Consider the following 17,646-nt stretch of genomic DNA (forward strand, 5'->3'; position numbering starts at 1 on the left):
ACGCTGCGCCGCAGGAGGGACCATGCTGCAAGGAATACGTATCGTTGAAATCGAAGGGTTAGGCCCCGCGCCATTCGCCGCCATGATGCTGGCAGATTTGGGGGCGGACGTCATTACCATTCATCGTAAAGGGCCTGCCGTCACGCCGGGAATGCCCGAACGCTCGCTTCTGGACCGGGGCAAACGGTCCATCGTGCTTGATCTCAAGAACCCACGGGATCTCACAGTTGCAAGACGCTTAATCTCTGACGCCGATGCGCTGATCGAGGGTTTTCGCCCCGGCGTGATGGAGAAACTGGGGCTGGGCCCGGAAGACTGCCAACGACAGAACCCAAAGCTTGTTTATGGCCGCATGACAGGCTGGGGGCAGCAAAGCCCATTGTCCGAGACTGCAGGCCATGACCTCAACTACATCGCGCTGTCGGGTGCCCTGTGGTATGCCGCAGCGCCCGACCAGCCACCGCTGACGCCGGCGACTTTGGTTGGCGATATCGGAGGTGGTGCAATGTATCTGGTTGCCGGTCTGCTTGCCGGTCTTTTGAACGCTCAGGCGACAGGCAAAGGCACCGTGATCGACGCCGCGATCTACGATGGCTCAGCCCATATGATGAACCTGCTGATGAGCCTACGCCAGACCGGCAACTTGTCTGACACACGAGGTCAAAGCCTGCTGGACGGTCCACATTGGAGCCGAACCTATAGCTGTGCCGATGGCGGCTACATCTCGGTTCAATGTCTGGAACCAAAATTTTACGCCCGTTTCCTGGACGTCCTCGGGCTCGGAGATGACGCGGAATTCGCGCAGCAATATGACAGCGCCGCTTGGCCCGAATTAACAGAGCGGCTGAGCAAAATCTTTATCAGGAAATCACGCGACGAATGGGCCGCTCTATTTCAGGGGACGGACGCCTGCGTTGCGCCAGTCCTAAGCCCGCAAGAAGCGCTGGATCATCCCATGAACACCGCCCGCCAAACATGGATCGACCACGACGAAACACGCCAAGCCGCAGCCGCACCGAGATTTTCCACCTACAAGTGGCTACCTCGACCCAGCCCCAAACGCGGAGAACACACCGACGAAATTCTCAGCGAACTCCCGCCCGCTTCATCTGGCTAAAAATATCCCGGGGGTGAATTGGCCGCAGGCCAAGAGGGGGCTGGCCCCCTGCCCCGTTTACCGCCCACGCACCGTATCAATCATAAGCTGCACATTCTCTGGATCCGCATCTGGTGTAATGCCATGCCCCAGATTAAAAATATGCGGCCCTTTCGAGAACGCCTCGACAATCCGCCTGGTCTCATCCACCAGCGCCTGACCGCCCGTGACCATATGAGATGAGGCCAAATTTCCCTGCACGCATCCATCCACCTGCACATTCTTGGCAGCCCATTCCGGCGAAACGGAATTGTCCAGCGCAACACAATCCACGCCGGTGGCTTTGGCAAACCCGACATAGCCTTGATCTGCTTCGCGCGGGAAACCGATGACGGGAACGCCCGGATGGCGCGCCTTGATCGCTTCGGTGATCACACGGCAGGGCTCAAGGGCATATTTCTGAAACGCCTCGCCTTTCAACGATCCCGCCCAGCTGTCGAATATCTTGACGACTTCGGCCCCAGCGTCGATCTGAGCCGACAGGTATTCGATCGTGGCCGCGGTAATCCGATCCAACAGCGCCTCAAACAGTACTGTGTTCTCTTCGCGCAGCTTGTGGGCTGGCCCCTGATCCGGAGTTCCCCGGCCTGCGATCATATAGGTAGCGACGGTCCAGGGCGCGCCTGCAAAACCGATAAGTGTGGTTTCAGAGGGAAGCTCACGCGAAAGAATGCGCACGGTTTCATACACCGGCGAAAGTGTTTCGTGGATCGCATCAACCGGTTTCAAAGCATCAAAATCCGATTGCTGGGTGATCGTCGACAGTCGAGGCCCCTCACCGGTGACAAACCACAAATCTGCGCCCAGCGCCTGTGGCACAAGCAGGATGTCGGCAAACAGGATAGCGGCATCAAACCCATAGCGGCGGATAGGTTGCAGAGTAACCTCAGCGGCCAGCTCGGGGTTATAGCATAAGGACAGGAAATCCCCGGCCTGCGCCCGTGTGGCACGATACTCGGGCAGATACCGCCCGGCCTGGCGCATCATCCAGATCGGCGGCACATCCTGCACTTCACCCACCAGCGCGCACAGCAATTTCTTTGTCTCGACCATTCGTGTCCCCAATCTTCCGGTTTGGTGCAACGGGTCGGCCCTCAGTGGCAATTTGTCAAGCTCTGCCCCCATTGTCAGGGCAATGTGACGCGACTAAAGCTGTGAGCATGAATCTTACATTGCCCACCCCCGCATCGCCTCTGAAAATCGGCACCCGTGGATCGCCGCTGGCGCTGGCGCAGGCCCATGAAACTCGGCAGCGATTGAGCGCCGCTTTCGATCTGCCCGAGGATGCGTTTGAGATCGTGGTGATCAAGACCACCGGTGACAACCGTGCCATGATCGACGCAGACCGACCGCTAAAAGAAATAGGCAACAAGGGTCTTTTCACCAAGGAAATCGAAGAGGCGCTGCTGAACGGCGAAATCGACATCGCTGTGCACTCGACCAAAGACATGCCGGTCGAGCAGCCAAAGGGGTTGGTGCTTGACACTTTCCTGCCGCGTGAAGATGTGCGCGATGCGTTGGTCTCACCCAACCTGAAATCGATTCATGACTTGCCCAAAGGCGCGGTGGTCGGGACATCTTCGCTGCGTCGCCGTGCACAATTGCTCAACCGGCGTCCTGATCTGAACGTGGTCGAGTTCCGCGGCAATGTGCAGACCCGGCTGAAGAAATTGGCCGATGGCGTCGCCGATTGCACGTTTTTGGCGATGGCCGGTTTGCGCCGATTGGATATGAAAGACGTCCCCGCAACCGCGATTTCGCCTGATGATATGCTACCTGCCATCGCGCAAGGCACCATCGGCATTGAACGCCGCAGCGACGATACGCGCGCTGCTGAAATGCTCGCTGCAATTCATCATGTCGAAACCAGTCAACGCCTTGCGGCTGAGCGTAGCCTGCTAGCTGGGCTGGATGGCTCTTGTGAAACTCCGATTGCAGGGCTGGCTCAAGTTCGGGATGGCCAGTTGCATCTGCGCGGCGAAGTGCTGCGCCCGGATGGTACCGAGGCTATTAGCGAACAGGCGGTTGGTGCGATCGATGACGGGGCCGAACTGGGTCGGTCCATGGCTAAAGCGTTGCTAAGGCAAGCCGGGCCGGGTTTCTTCGATTGGCGCCCAGAAAAAATTTAAATAATTTCAATTCAATGTGAACTTCTTCACTGTTTCCTTCCCAGCATTCGTTAAATATGAGTTTATTCCGATGAGGATAGAAGGTCAGTCTCGAATATATCGAAAGTTTTAGCCCGTATTGTTTTAGATGGTATTCGAGGGGGCGAGACTGACACTTCCGGCGGGGCGCAGTTGATATTCAACCGCGCCCCGTTTTGGTTTCAATTGACAGTTTCGAAATTCCTACTCAGCGCTTTCGCGCAGTCCATTATGATGACTGAAGATCGGTCGCGAATACTGCACCTCTGATCGAAAATCAGCAGTGCGCCCCGGTAACGCCCGATAGAATGACGCCAATCCCGGCTCCACCATAACCCCCATAGCAGCAGATTCCCGGCACAATTCGTCAACAATAGGCAAGGCAGCTCGCGCACGTATCGCCTCCAACAAACGGGCATGTGCGGCCTGCAACGCGCGAAACTCAACGCTATCTGCGAGATCTCGATCCCCCACCAATATGTAAACTGGCTCAGGCTCCTTTTTGCCCTTCAGGTCCACGAAACCTGCCTCAAGCAGCGCCAAATCAGATTTTGTGATCCGCTGTATCGAATGCGAGACCAGAATGTCGTAATCCACATGGCGGCAATTTTGCTCAATCCGCGCCGCGACATTCACGACATCACCAATTACTGTGTAGTTGAACCGCCGCCGCGAACCAATGTTTCCAACACAAGCCGCACCGGTCGCACACCCGGTCGCCAGTGCGATCGGAGGACGATCGCGCATCATGGGCAGCGCGTTGAACTTCTTCAATGCTTCACGCATCTTCAACGCGGCCAGTGATGCTCGGCACGGGTGATCTTCAACTGGCATCGGAGCGTTCCAGAACGCCATGACTGCATCACCAATGAACTTGTCGATCGTCCCGCGTTCAACCAGAATCTGATCTCCTATTTCTGAAAATAATGCGTTCAACAATGTGACCAGATCGGTCGCTGACACCGACTCGGACAATGGTGTGAAACCCCGGATATCCGAGAACATCACTGTGATCTCTTGGGATTCTCCACCCAATTGCAGCTGATGCCCATTGGCCTCCATCTCATCGAGGATCTCAGGCGCAACATAGTGCGAGAATGTCTGGCGGATCACCCGCTTCTCACGCTCGGTCGAAACAAAGAGATACCCGGCCAAAAGACCAAAATTTGCCATTCCTCCGGCCAGAGGGAATGTTGCGTCGAACAGAACCGATTGGTTCTGAAAGGCAAGCCAGCTGATCGCAATCACAACCGTTGCTGCCACTCCACCCGCAACAAAAGAGGCAACCGCCCCATAATTGGACATGACCACAGTGACCACGATGCCAAGAATCACAAAGGCCAGCAATTCCAGCGCAGCAGTAACATCCGATCTGCTGAGCACATCGCCCAGAATGATCTGTTCAATGATTTGGGCATGGATCGATACACCTGGAACGGACTCACCCAACGCCGTTTCGCGCATATCAAAAAGACCCGCCGCAGAGGTCCCCACCAGGATGATCCGCCCTTCAATCTCTGCCCGCAGCGCCGGATCATCACCGCTGCGCATAACATCGTCGGCCGACAGGTAAAGGCCGGGATTGTCCCGCCTGTAACGCACCCAGATCTCGCCATTTTCGGTTGTTGGCAACAGAAAGTCCCCGATCCCAACCTCAAGCATGATGCCCGTTTCATCCTGCGAACCTTCGGCAAAATAAACAGGCTCGCCCAAAGCGACTCGCAAGGCCTCAACCCCCAATGCGGGTAAAACGCCGTTTGGACCAGACCACAGCACAGGGACACGCCTCACGACACCAAGCCCACCCAGGGGCGATACATTGACCCCCCCGATCCCCGCAGTATCCTCGCCCAACGGCGGAGCTAGCGAGGTCCAATGCGCGACGCTGACAAGGCCTGCCGCCGGGTTCTCGCCAATTTCAATCAGCCCCGCCTTTGGCATAATGGCCGCCCCACTATCGGTTTGCCGGGCCGCCACGCCCAAAACGACTGGCCAGTGTGCGATTGTGTCTCCGAACCTTACATCGTTATCCAAGCCGGCAGCGGTTTGATCGATCTGCAACAGACCCGACAGCGTCGGGTCCTGCAAAAGCCGCGACGGCGAATATCGGTCCGATTCAGCAAAAAGCATATCAAAGGCGATCGCCGCAGCGCCGTATTCACCCAAATTCTCAACCATCTGGCCCAATAAGGTACGAGGCCAGGGCCATTGGCCCCATGCCTCCAAAGACCTCTCATCAATATCCACAACCCGAACGGGCAAATCTGGATCATAAGCCCGAGGCGAAATCCGTTGAAGGATATCAAAGTAGATCAATCGGGACATCTGCACGGGATATGGATCTGCAACCCGAACAAAGCAGCCCAACATGATCAACCCCAGCCCGACCAGCCGGAAGATCCACCGATGACCAATTTTGTCTTTTAACTTACCCACCACGTTCACCTCCGAAGCGTAGGGGGAATGAAAATGCGCGCAAAATGCGGTTACCAACCAGCCGTTGCTGATGCGTTGCCAGCAGTCGCGGTTGCTCTGACACCGGACCCGCCACTGTTGCCACTGGACGCGCTTACGGATGCACTTACATCTCCCGACGCACTCACACCGGCACGTGCCGAATTTCGGGAACTGCTTTCAGCGCTGGCCGAGGCCCGGTCCGGAGATTCAGATCGCCCGCGTTCGCGACTTGGCGCTTCAGCTTGCCTTGTCTCTCTGGCGCTCGGGGGTTCAGTGCGCTCGGGGCGTTCAGATTTGATCTTAGGCAGCTGCGCCTGCGCGCCAGAACATCCTTCGGCACTTACGCGAAACGGAGGCAGCAGACCGACCTGCGACCGTATGAATGGGAAACCGCCCTTAAGGGCTTTGTCATACTGTTCCTGATCCACTGGGCGTCCCACCTGCCCGTTCGAGCTGGTCGCAAACAGGCTGCATTGACGGCTTGCTGACCGACACGATCCGCGAAGACCGCACATCTGGACAGTGCCTTCAATCACAAGCATCGCGCTTTGGTTGCCGGATGTGATCCACATGTCAAAAGTTGTCCCACGCACCGCCATCGTCGCATTGGGCGTTTTGATCGTATAAGCACGCTTACGGCTTTTGCCGGAAATAAAGCGAAAGCTTCCGCCCAGCGCCTGAACAGTAAAGTTTTTCGCCTTACGGTTTCCGCGCAACATCGAGACATCCAGAACCATGCGCGCATTTGGACCAATCGCGATCTTGGTTTCATCGACAAACACCAACTGAACCACACCGGATTTATCGGTCGATATGGTATCGCCAGAGGCAACCGCCATCCCGTCACGCAAACGTATCTTTTGACCGTCCCGAATAACCTCTGCACCCGGTTTGGCGCTCAATACCTTTCCGATTGAAGCTGTCGCCGATGTTGGCAGCGCGGCCAATACAAAGAAAACAATAAACAATTTTAACCAGGCCAAACCCAAGTCCCCTTCCCCCAAAAGGTAACCTCTGGGATGTTGAGACACCCCACGCCCGATATCTGTCGCCTCAGAAAGCTAATTCTGTTTTAGTTATTAAAGCCAATAAACTAGACAAATATGCGCTGAATCGAGTGGATTTGGCAAGGTTTTGGAAATTTGGACTAGATCTGGCAGGGCCGAACACTTCGTTTCGAACCTTCTGAATGCTCAAACTCATGCAAGCATTCGTCGGTTCTCAGAAAATTTTTCCTTAATCAGAAAATCGCCTTGTATCTGGATGACAGGCAAGGATATACCCGCCAGCGGAGACGTGGCCGAGTGGTCGAAGGCGCTCCCCTGCTAAGGGAGTAGGCGGGAAACCGTCTCGAGGGTTCGAATCCCTTCGTCTCCGCCATTCGACACAAGTATCTATGTGCGGTGATTGGAAAATGTGATGTTTTCCAAACTCGAAAGATACTCTTTAGTGATACGCACCGAACCGCCGTTGTAAGATCAAATTTGCTGCAGTTCAGACCGGTACGCCCAGTCATCCATGGCTGCTGTGCGCAGCGTTAGAACATCGGAATCGAAAAAGGCTGCTCCTTTCGGAACAGCCTTTCAATCACTGTCTCTCTGAATAGAGAATTAGGCGGCCAGAGCAGCCTGAGCTTTGGCGACGATCGCGCCGAACGCTTCCGGTTCGTGCACGGCCAGGTCGGCCAGAACTTTGCGGTCCACTTCAATACCGGCTAAGTTCAGGCCGTTGATGAAGCGGGAATATGTCAGTGCTTCGTCATGCGAACGGACAGCAGCGTTGATGCGCTGGATCCACAGCGCGCGGAAGTTGCGCTTGCGGTTCTTGCGGTCGCGGGTTGCGTACTGGTTGGCCTTGTCGACGGCTTGACGGGCAACCTTGAAGGTGCTCTTGCGGCGGCCATAGTAACCTTTGGCGGCCTTGATGACCTTCTTGTGACGGGCGTGAGTTACGGTTCCACCTTTAACGCGGGACATCTCTTAATCTCCTCTTAGCGGTCGTAGGGCATGTAGCCCTTGACGATCTTGGCGTCGGGGGCGGACAGGGTGGTGTTGCCACGGGCGTCGCGGATGAATTTCTTGGTCCGCTTGATCATGCCGTGCCGTTTGCCGGCCTGGCCAGCAAGGACCTTACCGGTCGCAGTCACCTTAAAGCGCTTTTTGGCGCTCGACTTTGTCTTCATCTTAGGCATTTCCGTCTCCTATTCTCGGGTTCGGTTTCAGACGCGACTCGGCATGCCATCTCGGCCGGTCACGCGATCAGAAGCGCCGTTTACGCAAGTTTGATCATACTGGCAAGGGGGGTTGGACCAGATTCTGCGTCTTTCGCAGCGGGTCGGGCAACGGGGCGACACGCGCCGCCCCGATGGAATGGATTAGTGGCCGAATTTGCGGATCTCACCGCTCTTCAGCCGCTCTGCATAAGAAGCAAGCTCCTGCCGCACCACTTTCATCAGGAAGTAGAGCGCAAAGACGTTCACAACCGCCATCGCAAAGATCGCCGCATCCGAGAAGTCGATGACCGGGCCAAGATTGGCCGCGGCACCGATCACAACGAAAATGCAGAAGATGACCTTGAACACCAGCTCTTTGGTCTGGCCCTCGCCGAACAGATAGGTCCAGGCCTTGAGGCCATAGTAGGACCAACTGATCATGGTCGAGAAGGCAAACAGGACCACCGCAATCGCCAGCACATAGGGGAACCAGCTGAACGCGCTGCCGAAGGCGGCAGAGGTCAGGCTAACGCCCGAGTTGCCATCAACGGTTGCAATCGCATTACCCGCTTCGTTCAGCATGTAGTTGCCGGTTTCCGGATCAACAATCAGCTGCTGGGTGATGATGATCACCAGCGCGGTCATGGTACAGATCACGACTGTATCGATGAACGGTTCCAGCAGGGAAACGAACCCTTCGGTGATCGGTTCTTTTGTCCGCACCGCCGAGTGTGCAATCGCCGCCGAACCCACGCCTGCTTCGTTCGAGAACGCCGCCCGTCGGAAGCCCTGGATCAGCGCGCCAACCATGCCGCCAGCCACACCAAGGCCAGTAAAGGCACCTGCAAAGATTTGGCCGAAGGCCCAGCCGATCTGATCCGCGTGCATGAGTATGATGACCAGCGCAGCAGCCACATACATCACACCCATGAACGGAACGACCTTTTCGGTCACGCGCGCGATGGACTTCAAGCCGCCTACGATCACTGCAAATACGATCCCTGCAAAGACTAGGCCGGTGATCCAACCGGGATAATCGCCGGTAATGCCCGCAATTTGCTGGTGCGCCTGGTTGGCCTGGAACATATTGCCCCCGCCCAGCGCACCAAGGATACAGAAGATCGAGAACAGTACGGCCAATATCTTACCGCCGGGCAGGCCCAGCTCGTTGAACCCTTTGGACATGTAGTACATCGGACCACCCGATACAGTGCCGTCGTCATATTCGTTGCGGTATTTTACGCCCAGCGTACATTCGGTGAATTTCGACGCCATGCCGAGAAGGCCCGCTACGATCATCCAAAAGGTCGCGCCGGGGCCACCAATTCCAACGGCAACCGCAACACCGGCGATGTTACCAAGGCCAACCGTACCGGACAGGGCCGTCGCCAGCGCCTGAAAGTGGCTGACTTCGCCCGCGTCATTGGGATCCGAGTAATCGCCTTTGACAAGACTGATCGCATGGCTGAAAAAGCGCAGCTGCACAAAGGCAAAGTACAGCGTGAATACAGTCGCAGCGACCACCAGCCAGCCGACGATCCACGGAAAGCCGGTGCCCGGAAACGGGGCGAAGATAAAGCTGACAAAAGGTCCGGTGAAATCGGCAAAGGCCTGATTTATCTTTTCATCCAACCCAACCGCTTCCTGCGCGGCGGCTGGTGCGGCGAACAGAGCGGCAAAAGCAGCGAGACCAAGTTTTTTCTGCAAATTCATAATCGTCTCTCCCCTCAGTTCACGACTGTGACCGGAACTTCGGCATCCATGACCAAGTTCTGGGTCGAACTGCCAAACAAGCGCTTTTTGAAGCCATCGGCCGATGCCCGGCCCACAACGATCTGCGAGCCTCCGTTCTCGACCGTGATTTTGTTCAGCGTTTCCGCGACATCCCCGTGACGGACAATGCCTTGCGCCTCGAACCCCGCTGCTTTCAGCGCTGCTATAGCGGGCTCAATAATCCGAGATGTGGCCAGTGCGACCTCTTCCTCGCGCCGTTTGTGTCGCAGAGCGTTCTCTTCAGGTGTCTGGAATGTAAAAGGAGACCATTCGATGACATATACCACCAGCAGTTCGCATGCACCGATGCGCCCGGCCAGGTCTTTGGCAAAGGCGATCGCGCGTTCTCCGGTTTCTGTCCCGTCCAGCCCAATGACAATTTTCGTTGTCATGCCGTTCCTCCGTTTTTGTTGGTTTGGCCGGGACCCTCGCCCCCGGCAGGGCAGCCGGAACCTGGAACTTGTTTGAGTAGACTGCCCTAAAGGCAAGTATCCCGAAAAAACACGGAAAAACAGAGAGTTTATTGTCGGATACAACCGACAAAAGCATATCTCATTGAAAATAAATGGCTTTATTTGCCCAAATTTTAGGCAAATCCTCGAGTGTCAAACTGAAATTTAACGGAATGACCCGGGCTTAGCCCGGATCAGTGTTATAGATCAGCCGTTCGTCGCAGGGCGCGATCCGCAAGATGTTGGTGGTTCCCGGGACATTGAAAGGCACCCCGGCGGTGACCACGATCTGATCCGTCTCGGATGCAAATCCACCGGATCGAGCCGCACGCGCTGCACTTACAACTGCCCCTTTGAAACGTTCTTGCTCGGGCGTTAGTACGCAATGGCAACCCCAGGTCAGGCATAGCCTACGAGCCGTGCCCGTTGCAGGTGTCATCGCGATGATCGGTACGCCGGGACGTTCGCGCGCAGTAAGCAATGCAGTTGTGCCACTTTGAGTGAAGCAGCAGATCGCTTTGACCTCGGTCTTCTCTGCAATCTCGCGCGCGGCGGCGACGATGCCATCCGCAACGGTTGTACCCTTGGCCGTGCGCGATGCAGCAATGATCTGATGATAGGTTGGGTCGGCCTCGACCTCGATGGCAACCTTGTTCATCGTCTGAACCGCTTCGATCGGATAGGAACCGGCAGCAGATTCCGCACTGAGCATGATCGCATCGGTGCCTTCATAAATGGCGGTGGCCACATCCGACACCTCGGCCCGTGTGGGCATCGGGCTTTCGATCATGCTTTCCAGCATCTGCGTTGCGACAATGACCGGTTTTGCCGCCGAACGGCATTTACGCACCAGTCGCTTCTGGATCGGGGGAACCGCAGACACCGGAAGCTCAACGCCCAGATCGCCACGTGCGACCATGATCCCGTCCGAGGCATCAAGGATATCGTCAAACGCCTCGACAGCGGCGGGCTTTTCAATCTTGGAAAGGATCGACGCACGCCCATCCGCCAGGGCCCGCGCCTCGAACACGTCCTTGGCCCGCTGCACGAAGCTCAGCGCCAGCCAGTCCACACCCAGTTGGCAGACGAATTCCAAATCGTCGCGGTCTTTGGCCGACAGCGCCGCCAAAGGCAGGACCACATCTGGAACGTTTACGCCTTTGCGGTTCGAGATCGTCCCGCCGACCTCAACAGTGCAGTGTGCAAAATCCTGACCGCAATCCTTAACGACCAGACGGATCTTGCCGTCATTGACCAGCAAACGCGCACCCGGCTCAAGTGCGGCAAAAATCTCGGGATGCGGCAGACAGACCCGGCTGATATCCCCGGCTGCGGGATCAAGATCCAGACGGAAGGCTGCGCCCTCTTCCAGTTCTTCGGCGTCATTCGCAAATACGCCGACGCGCAGCTTTGGCCCTTGAAGATCAGCCAGAATGGCGATCGGGCTGTCCAGATCCTTTTCGACCTGCCGAATGATGCGATGCCGCTCACGAATTTCGTCGTGGCTGCCATGGCTCATATTCAGGCGAAACACATCTGCCCCGGCCTCGTGCAGCGCACGGATCGTATCATAGTCGTTGGACGACGGCCCCAGCGTCGCCACGATCTTTACATTTCTCAGGCGTCGCATTGATCAGGCTCTCCTTAAACGCACGAATGTTACCGCAAACATTGCTTGGGCTGCTTATTGCGCAATTCCCTTTCCAACGCAACTGTCCTACACCTGCGACAAACAAGATGACAGGCTCATGACATACTCTCCGTTTTTTGTTCACGGCGCAGATCGCCCATCGCGCTGGCTGATAACTTGCGACCATGCCACCAACATGGTCCCGCCCGATATCAACAGCGGAGACCTTGGTTTGCCCCGCGAAGATATGGAGCGTCACATCGCCTATGATGTTGGGGCCTACGAGGTATCCAAACATCTGGGTGAGGTTCTGAACGCGCCTGTTATTGCGGCCAATTTCTCGCGCCTGGTGATTGACCCTAACCGGGGCGAGGATGATCCGACCCTGCTGATGAAACTCTATGATGGCTCGATCATCCCGGGCAATCGCAACGCCGATGCGGCTGAACGTGAGCGGCGTTTGAACATGTGCTACCGCCCCTATCACAACGCTTTGGCGCAGCTTGCGGCTCTGCCCCATGCTGTCATCATCTCGATGCATTCATTTACGCGTCAATTACGAGGCCGCGACCCTCGGCCCTGGCATATCGGTGTCCTGAACACCCCGGACGAGCGATTCTCGCGCCCGCTGATCAACCGTCTGAAGGCCGAGGGTGATCTGTGCGTAGGCGTCAACGAACCCTATACCGGTGTCTTGCCCGGCGATGCGATCGACAAGCATTGTACAGCCTTTGGTCGCCCCAACGCGTTGATTGAACTACGCAATGACCTGATCGCCGATCATGAAGGACAGCGTGCATGGGCAGAACGGCTGGCCATCATCTTGCAGGATTCCCTAAGCGACAGCGGGCTGTAACATAAGGCCAGCCCAAACCCAGTGATATTGCGAGCCGATAAACAAACACCCATATATCCAAGGAAAGGAGACGACCATGAATCAGGAATTCCTGGCGACTGTCTTCGGTTGGATGACGGTTTTGAACATCGCTGTTTTGCTATTTAGTACCTTGATGATCTTGGCCTTGCAGGACTGGATCGCAGATCTACATGGCAGGCTGTTTCAGATGGAACGGGCCGACATTAAACGTGCCTATTTCCGATATCTTGCAAACTACAAGATTCTGACGCTCATACTTTGTCTGATACCTTGGCTGGCTCTGAAACTGGCATAGCACGTGGGCAGAACCTTAGTGCTCATTGTAACAGATCCCGTGGATTGTTAGGTCAGTTCCAAGACGCAAGAAATTATTCGGAGCCAGAGTATGGACAAGCAAACCGAAATCGAACTTCAGGCAGCCGCCTTCCGCCGGTTGCAACAACATCTGATGCAGGATCGCACCGATGTTCAGAACATCGACATGATGAATCTGGCCGGTTTCTGCCGCAATTGCCTGTCGCGCTGGTATCAGGAAGCCGCCAACGCCAAAGGCCTCGAGATGGGCAAGGAAGAGGCGCGCGAGATATTCTATGGTATGACCATGGATGAGTGGAAGGCCAATTATCAAACCGATGCCAGCACCGAAAAGCAGGCCGCATTCAAGGTCGCGTTTGAAGAGAATGTCACTAAAAAGGGGTGACACGCCGGATACGAAAAAGGCCCGCCGGATTGGCGGGCCTTTGATTTAAATCGCTGCTTTGCGGCTTTCATCCAGATAAATTTCGCGCAAGCGCTTGGCAATCGGACCTGGAGTCCCGTCGCCCAATGCCACACCATCGATCTCAACCACGGGCATCACGAACGCGCTGGCCGACGTGGTAAAGGCCTCATCGGCCTCTTTTGCTTCGTCGATGGCAAACAAACGCTCTTCGATTTCCATCTGTGCCTCGGCCGCCATGCGCAGAACCGCTTTGCGGGTGATGCCGTGCAGAATGTCATTGGACAAAGGCCGGGTGACGATCTTGCCGTCTTTGACGAAATATGCGTTGTTGCTGGTGCCTTCGGTCACATAGCCATCTTCAACCAGCCACGCGTCATCGCAGCCTGCTTTCTTCGCCATCATTTTACCCATCGAGGGGTACAACAGCTGAACGGTTTTGATATCGCGGCGGCCCCAACGGATATCTTCGATCGAAATGATCTTGGCACCCTTCTGCGCCGCCGGACTGTCAGCGAGGCCAGGTTTGTTCTGGGTAAAGAGCACAAGACTGGGCTTTGTATCGGCAGGCGGGAAGACGAAATCCCGATCTCCATCTGACCCACGGCTGACCTGCAGATATACTAGGCCTTCTTCGATGCCATTCAGCTCGACCAGTTTGCGGTGGATGTCCAACAACTCGTCCTTGGTGCAGGGCTCGGCCATCTCAAGCTCATCCAGCGACCGTTTCAAACGTACGGCGTGACCTTCAAAATCGATCAACTTGCCGTCCAGCACACTGGTGACTTCGTAAACGGCATCTGCAAACAAGAAGCCCCGGTCAAAGATGGACACTTTGGCCTCGGTCTCGGGCAGGTATTCGCCATTCACATAAACGGTGCGGGTCATGTTCTTCTCCTCAGCCCCAGAGCGCCGCTTTGGGCGGGTGTACTCCGGCATCGTCAAAAATAAGTGGTGTGTCGCGGTCTTCTGCCAGAAGCAAAGGCCCGTCAAGGTCTGTGACCATCGCCCCTTGCGCCACCAGAGTCGCGGGTGCCATCGCCAGTGAGCTTCCGACCATGCAGCCGACCATAATCTGATAGCCTTCGGCCAGCGCGGCCTCGCGCAAGGCCAGTGCCTCGGTCAGGCCACCGGTTTTGTCGACCTTGATGTTGATCACATCATATTTGCCCTTGAGATTGGGCAGGCTGGCCCGGTCATGGCAGGATTCGTCGGCACAGACGGGCACGGGCCGCTCCATACCGATCAGCGCGTCGTCATCGCCCGCAGGCAGAGGTTGTTCCACCAGCGCCACGCTCAGACGCACCAGATGCGGCGCGAGATCGGCATAAACCTCGGCGGACCAGCCTTCATTGGCATCAATGATGATCTTTGAATTCGGCGCGCCCGCCCGCACCGCTTCGAGCCGGGGCATATCATCCGGCGTACCCAGTTTGATCTTCAGCAATGGGCGAAAGGCGTTCTCGGCGGCCTGCGCCTGCATGGCTTCAGGCGTGGCCAAAGACAGCGTGTAGGCGGTGATCTCCGGCCCCGGAGCCGAAAGCCCGGCCAATTCCCATGCGCGCTTGCCTGCGCGTTTGGCTTCAAGGTCCCACAACGCACAATCAACCGCGTTCCGCGCGGCACCTGCGGGCAGCAGGTCCATCAGCGACTGTTGCGTGAAGGTCTCAGGCAGCCCGGCAATCTCGGCCTCGACTGACTCCAACGTCTCATTGTAACGAGCATAGGGCACGCATTCGCCCCAGCCGTGATGCACGCCGTCCGAGAGTCGGACCGTCAGAACCTTGGCCTCAGTCCGCGAGCCACGCGAGATGGTGAATACCTGCGCCAGCCGAAACACATCGCGGGAAACTTCAATCTGCACGCGTTTCACCTTTCATATAAAGCGGTTTTGTTGCCGATCGCGCTTAGCCATCAGCAACGTGCTTAGATCACAGTGCTGCCAGTGCATCCACCAGTTTTCCAGCGCCAAACCGATAGGGATCGGTTGCCGGGATGCCCATTTCAGCCTCGACCTTGGCTATGTATTCCTTCGCTTCGTCTTCACCTAGATGTTGGGTATTGATCGACACGCCCGCCACCTGACATTCCGGGTTCGCCACTCGCGCCAACGGCAGCGCTGTATCGCGCAGTTGCTCTAGCGTTGGAAGCGAATACTCGGGCAAGCCACGCATATGGGTGCGGGTCGGTTCGTGACACAGGATCAGCGCGTCGGGCTGCCCGCCATGGATCAGCGCCATGGTCACACCCGAATAGGATACGTGGAACAAAGAGCCCTGCCCTTCGATGTGATCCCAATGATCCGGATCATTGTCCGGTGTCAGATATTCCACGGATCCAGCCATGAAGTCCGCAATGACGGCATCCAACGGCACGCCCTGACCGGTGACCAGAATGCCGGTCTGGCCTGTTGCACGGAACGTCGATTTCATGCCGCGATTGCGCATCTCGGCGTCCATCGACATTGCGGTATACATTTTACCAGCCGAGCAGTCGGTCCCGACAGCCAGGCACCGTTTGCCTGTGCGTTTCTTACCGTTTGCAATCGGATACCCTACGGTCGGCACCCTGACATCATGCAAGGTGCACCCGTGGGTCTGCGCCGCCGCGACCAGATCACCTTCATCGCGCAGCAGATTGTGCAGCCCTGATGCCAGATCATAGCCCATTTCCAGCGCTTCAATCAGGACCTCTTTCCAAGCTTCGCTGATGACGCCACCACGGTTGGCAACGCCGATCACAAGCGTCTTGGCACCGGCGGCCTTACCTTCGGCCAGCGTCATTTCCGTCAAACCCAAATCGGTCTTGCACCCTTCTAGCCTGATTTGGCCCACAGCATTCTCGGGACGCCAGTCCCGGATGCCAATTGCCACTTTGGCCGCCAACAGGTCGGGCGCATCGCCCAAAAACAGCAGGTACGGTGTCTCGATCATTGCGGTGCACTCCTTTGATTCTGGCATAAGCTAGATAACCGTTTTGACGAGGGTTTCTCGAATTCTTCTTGCAACCCGCCGTGCAGTGGGACGAATTTGCGTATTTTCACGCAGGCTTGCAAAATTATTCGAAGTTTTCAAACCGATCAAACTTTAAGCACTGCCAGTTAGCGGCAGTTCCAGTCCTTGCTGCGCCCGCATTGCCGCGCCTGCACAATCACACTTGCGCAACGCAGCGCAATTTAATATCCAATTTTCACGAAAGCACGCAACTTCATTACTCGAACGAGGCCCCGATGAGTTTCCGCATCCAACCCGCCGCTCCGGCGCGTCCCAATCGCTGTCAATTGTTTGGCCCGGGCTCGAACACCAAGCTGTTTCCCAAGATGGCTGCGTCGGCTGCAGATGTCATAAATCTGGATCTGGAAGACTCGGTGGCCCCGTCTGACAAAGATACGGCCCGCGCCAATGTGATCGAAGCGCTGAATACGGTCGATTGGGGCAACAAATACATGTCTGTCCGGATCAACGGGTTAGACACGCCCTATTGGTATCGCGACGTGGTTGATGTTCTGGAGCAAGCAGGCGATCGTCTGGATCAGATCATGATCCCCAAGGTAGGCTGCGCGGCGGATGTCTATGCCGTCGACGCCCTGGTCACTGCGATCGAGCGCGCCAAGGGCCGAACCAAACCCATTTCTTTCGAAGTGATCATCGAATCCGCCGCTGGCTTGGCGCATGTTGAAGAAATCGCGGCCTCTTCCCCGCGCCTGCAAGCTATGAGCCTTGGTGCCGCGGATTTTGCGGCGTCGATGGGCATGCAGACAACCGGCATCGGCGGCACGCAGGAAAACTACTACATGCTGCGCGAGGGCGAGAAACACTGGTCCGACCCATGGCACTGGGCACAGGCCGCTATTGTCGCCGCCTGCCGCACCTATGGCGTGCTGCCTGTGGACGGTCCGTTTGGCGATTTCTCGGATGACGAAGGCTATATCGCGCAAGCCAAACGCTCGGCCACACTCGGCATGGTCGGCAAATGGGCCATCCACCCCAAACAAATCGCATTGGCCAATCAGGTCTTCACCCCGTCGGATGAAGCAGTGTCCGAAGCGCGCGAGATTCTGGCTGCCATGGAACAGGCCAAAGCCAATGGCGAAGGCGCGACTGTCTACAAAGGGCGTTTGGTCGACATTGCGTCAATCAAGCAGGCCGAAGTTATCGTGGCACAGGCGGAATTGATCGCAGCGGGCAGCTAAATGACAAAGGGCGCTCAACTGAGCGCCCTTTC

17 protein-coding genes and 1 tRNA gene are annotated in these 17,646 nt (G+C 56.6%); 7 read left to right on the forward strand and 11 right to left on the reverse strand.

Features of this window, described 5'->3' with window-relative positions:
• The first annotated feature begins 22 nt into the window (after nt 1-22).
• Nucleotides 23-1,117: a CaiB/BaiF CoA transferase family protein gene (locus ACR0B3_RS05660; protein ID WP_480808212.1), complete on the forward strand. Its 1,095-nt coding sequence runs from the start codon at nt 23-25 to the stop codon at nt 1,115-1,117.
• Nucleotides 1,118-1,174: 57 nt separating this feature from the next.
• On the opposite strand, the gene hemE is transcribed toward ACR0B3_RS05660, so the two are convergent.
• On the reverse strand, nt 1,175-2,209 hold the full coding sequence (gene hemE / locus ACR0B3_RS05665; protein WP_480808213.1) for a uroporphyrinogen decarboxylase: 1,035 nt from the start codon (nt 2,207-2,209) through the stop codon (nt 1,175-1,177).
• A 107-nt stretch (nt 2,210-2,316) separates the two neighbouring features.
• On the opposite strand from hemE, the gene hemC reads away from it, so the two are divergent.
• Entirely contained in the window at nt 2,317-3,285 is a 969-nt protein-coding gene (gene hemC, locus ACR0B3_RS05670) for a hydroxymethylbilane synthase (protein ID WP_480808214.1), read from the forward strand.
• Between the two features lie 222 nt (nt 3,286-3,507).
• On the opposite strand, the gene ACR0B3_RS05675 is transcribed toward hemC, so the two are convergent.
• Both ACR0B3_RS05675 and ACR0B3_RS05680 read right to left on the reverse strand, forming a co-directional pair.
• A complete protein-coding gene (locus ACR0B3_RS05675; RefSeq protein ID WP_480808215.1) occupies nt 3,508-5,739 on the reverse strand; it encodes a CHASE2 domain-containing protein in 2,232 nt (743 codons plus the stop codon).
• Between the two features lie 50 nt (nt 5,740-5,789).
• Nucleotides 5,790-6,662, reverse strand: a complete 873-nt coding sequence (locus tag ACR0B3_RS05680; protein ID WP_480808216.1) for a FecR family protein — start codon at nt 6,660-6,662, stop codon at nt 5,790-5,792.
• A gap of 388 nt (nt 6,663-7,050) precedes the next feature.
• On the opposite strand from ACR0B3_RS05680, the gene ACR0B3_RS05685 reads away from it, so the two are divergent.
• Nucleotides 7,051-7,140: transfer RNA gene (locus tag ACR0B3_RS05685), tRNA-Ser, on the forward strand.
• Between the two features lie 230 nt (nt 7,141-7,370).
• On the opposite strand, the gene rplT is transcribed toward ACR0B3_RS05685, so the two are convergent.
• The 5 genes from rplT to pyk all read right to left on the reverse strand — a co-directional run bounded on the left by rplT (nt 7,371) and on the right by pyk (nt 11,827).
• Entirely contained in the window at nt 7,371-7,736 is a 366-nt protein-coding gene (rplT, locus tag ACR0B3_RS05690; RefSeq protein WP_008756009.1) for a 50S ribosomal protein L20, read from the reverse strand.
• A gap of 14 nt (nt 7,737-7,750) precedes the next feature.
• Nucleotides 7,751-7,951, reverse strand: a complete 201-nt coding sequence (gene rpmI / locus ACR0B3_RS05695) for a 50S ribosomal protein L35 (RefSeq protein ID WP_010443552.1) — start codon at nt 7,949-7,951, stop codon at nt 7,751-7,753.
• Between the two features lie 183 nt (nt 7,952-8,134).
• Nucleotides 8,135-9,685: an alanine/glycine:cation symporter family protein gene (locus ACR0B3_RS05700; protein ID WP_480808217.1), complete on the reverse strand. Its 1,551-nt coding sequence runs from the start codon at nt 9,683-9,685 to the stop codon at nt 8,135-8,137.
• 14 nt (nt 9,686-9,699) lie between these two features.
• Nucleotides 9,700-10,137 carry a universal stress protein gene (locus ACR0B3_RS05705; protein WP_170722347.1) on the reverse strand — a complete coding sequence of 146 codons (438 nt, stop codon included), beginning with the start codon at nt 10,135-10,137 and terminating at the stop codon, nt 9,700-9,702.
• A gap of 244 nt (nt 10,138-10,381) precedes the next feature.
• Nucleotides 10,382-11,827 (reverse strand): pyruvate kinase, encoded by a 1,446-nt coding sequence (gene pyk, locus ACR0B3_RS05710; protein ID WP_170722349.1) that lies wholly within the window; start codon nt 11,825-11,827, stop codon nt 10,382-10,384.
• Nucleotides 11,828-11,945: 118 nt separating this feature from the next.
• Here pyk and ACR0B3_RS05715 point away from each other — a divergent pair, with 118 nt between their 5' ends.
• From ACR0B3_RS05715 to ACR0B3_RS05725, 3 genes are all read left to right on the forward strand, one after another.
• The gene (locus tag ACR0B3_RS05715; protein ID WP_480808218.1) at nt 11,946-12,683 is read left to right on the forward strand and encodes an N-formylglutamate amidohydrolase; all 738 of its coding nucleotides are present in this window, start codon (nt 11,946-11,948) and stop codon (nt 12,681-12,683) included.
• Nucleotides 12,684-12,759: 76 nt separating this feature from the next.
• Nucleotides 12,760-12,999: a DUF6868 family protein gene (locus ACR0B3_RS05720; RefSeq protein WP_480808219.1), complete on the forward strand. Its 240-nt coding sequence runs from the start codon at nt 12,760-12,762 to the stop codon at nt 12,997-12,999.
• 90 nt (nt 13,000-13,089) lie between these two features.
• Entirely contained in the window at nt 13,090-13,404 is a 315-nt protein-coding gene (locus ACR0B3_RS05725; RefSeq protein ID WP_480808220.1) for a DUF1244 domain-containing protein, read from the forward strand.
• A 45-nt stretch (nt 13,405-13,449) separates the two neighbouring features.
• On the opposite strand, the gene ACR0B3_RS05730 is transcribed toward ACR0B3_RS05725, so the two are convergent.
• From ACR0B3_RS05730 to dgcN, 3 genes are all read right to left on the reverse strand, one after another.
• Nucleotides 13,450-14,310 (reverse strand): D-amino-acid transaminase, encoded by an 861-nt coding sequence (locus tag ACR0B3_RS05730; RefSeq protein ID WP_480808221.1) that lies wholly within the window; start codon nt 14,308-14,310, stop codon nt 13,450-13,452.
• 10 nt (nt 14,311-14,320) lie between these two features.
• Complete coding sequence (dgcA, locus tag ACR0B3_RS05735) at nt 14,321-15,286, reverse strand: N-acetyl-D-Glu racemase DgcA (RefSeq protein ID WP_480808222.1); 966 nt, start codon at nt 15,284-15,286, stop codon at nt 14,321-14,323.
• 67 nt (nt 15,287-15,353) lie between these two features.
• Nucleotides 15,354-16,355, reverse strand: a complete 1,002-nt coding sequence (dgcN, locus tag ACR0B3_RS05740) for an N-acetyltransferase DgcN (protein ID WP_170760152.1) — start codon at nt 16,353-16,355, stop codon at nt 15,354-15,356.
• 296 nt (nt 16,356-16,651) lie between these two features.
• Between dgcN and ACR0B3_RS05745 the strand changes: the two genes are divergently transcribed.
• Entirely contained in the window at nt 16,652-17,614 is a 963-nt protein-coding gene (locus ACR0B3_RS05745) for an L-malyl-CoA/beta-methylmalyl-CoA lyase (protein WP_480808223.1), read from the forward strand.
• Nucleotides 17,615-17,646: the final 32 nt, after the last annotated feature.

The sequence above is a fragment of the Ruegeria sp. CE9 genome (genome assembly GCF_056537425.1).

What these genes read in the sequence shown, in the direction of transcription:
- ACR0B3_RS05660 (WP_480808212.1), top strand. Translation starts at nt 23, where the DNA reads ATGCTGCAAGGAATACGTATCGTTGAAATCGAAGGGTTAGGCCCCGCG.
- ACR0B3_RS05715 (WP_480808218.1), top strand. Translation starts at nt 11,946, where the DNA reads ATGACATACTCTCCGTTTTTTGTTCACGGCGCAGATCGCCCATCGCGC.
- ACR0B3_RS05725 (WP_480808220.1), top strand. Translation starts at nt 13,090, where the DNA reads ATGGACAAGCAAACCGAAATCGAACTTCAGGCAGCCGCCTTCCGCCGG.
- hemC (WP_480808214.1), top strand. Translation starts at nt 2,317, where the DNA reads ATGAATCTTACATTGCCCACCCCCGCATCGCCTCTGAAAATCGGCACC.
- rplT (WP_008756009.1), bottom strand. Translation starts at nt 7,736, where the DNA reads ATGTCCCGCGTTAAAGGTGGAACCGTAACTCACGCCCGTCACAAGAAG.
- ACR0B3_RS05745 (WP_480808223.1), top strand. Translation starts at nt 16,652, where the DNA reads ATGAGTTTCCGCATCCAACCCGCCGCTCCGGCGCGTCCCAATCGCTGT.
- dgcN (WP_170760152.1), bottom strand. Translation starts at nt 16,355, where the DNA reads ATGATCGAGACACCGTACCTGCTGTTTTTGGGCGATGCGCCCGACCTG.
- ACR0B3_RS05700 (WP_480808217.1), bottom strand. Translation starts at nt 9,685, where the DNA reads ATGAATTTGCAGAAAAAACTTGGTCTCGCTGCTTTTGCCGCTCTGTTC.
- ACR0B3_RS05730 (WP_480808221.1), bottom strand. Translation starts at nt 14,310, where the DNA reads ATGACCCGCACCGTTTATGTGAATGGCGAATACCTGCCCGAGACCGAG.
- pyk (WP_170722349.1), bottom strand. Translation starts at nt 11,827, where the DNA reads ATGCGACGCCTGAGAAATGTAAAGATCGTGGCGACGCTGGGGCCGTCG.
- ACR0B3_RS05720 (WP_480808219.1), top strand. Translation starts at nt 12,760, where the DNA reads ATGAATCAGGAATTCCTGGCGACTGTCTTCGGTTGGATGACGGTTTTG.
- rpmI (WP_010443552.1), bottom strand. Translation starts at nt 7,951, where the DNA reads ATGCCTAAGATGAAGACAAAGTCGAGCGCCAAAAAGCGCTTTAAGGTG.
- hemE (WP_480808213.1), bottom strand. Translation starts at nt 2,209, where the DNA reads ATGGTCGAGACAAAGAAATTGCTGTGCGCGCTGGTGGGTGAAGTGCAG.
- ACR0B3_RS05705 (WP_170722347.1), bottom strand. Translation starts at nt 10,137, where the DNA reads ATGACAACGAAAATTGTCATTGGGCTGGACGGGACAGAAACCGGAGAA.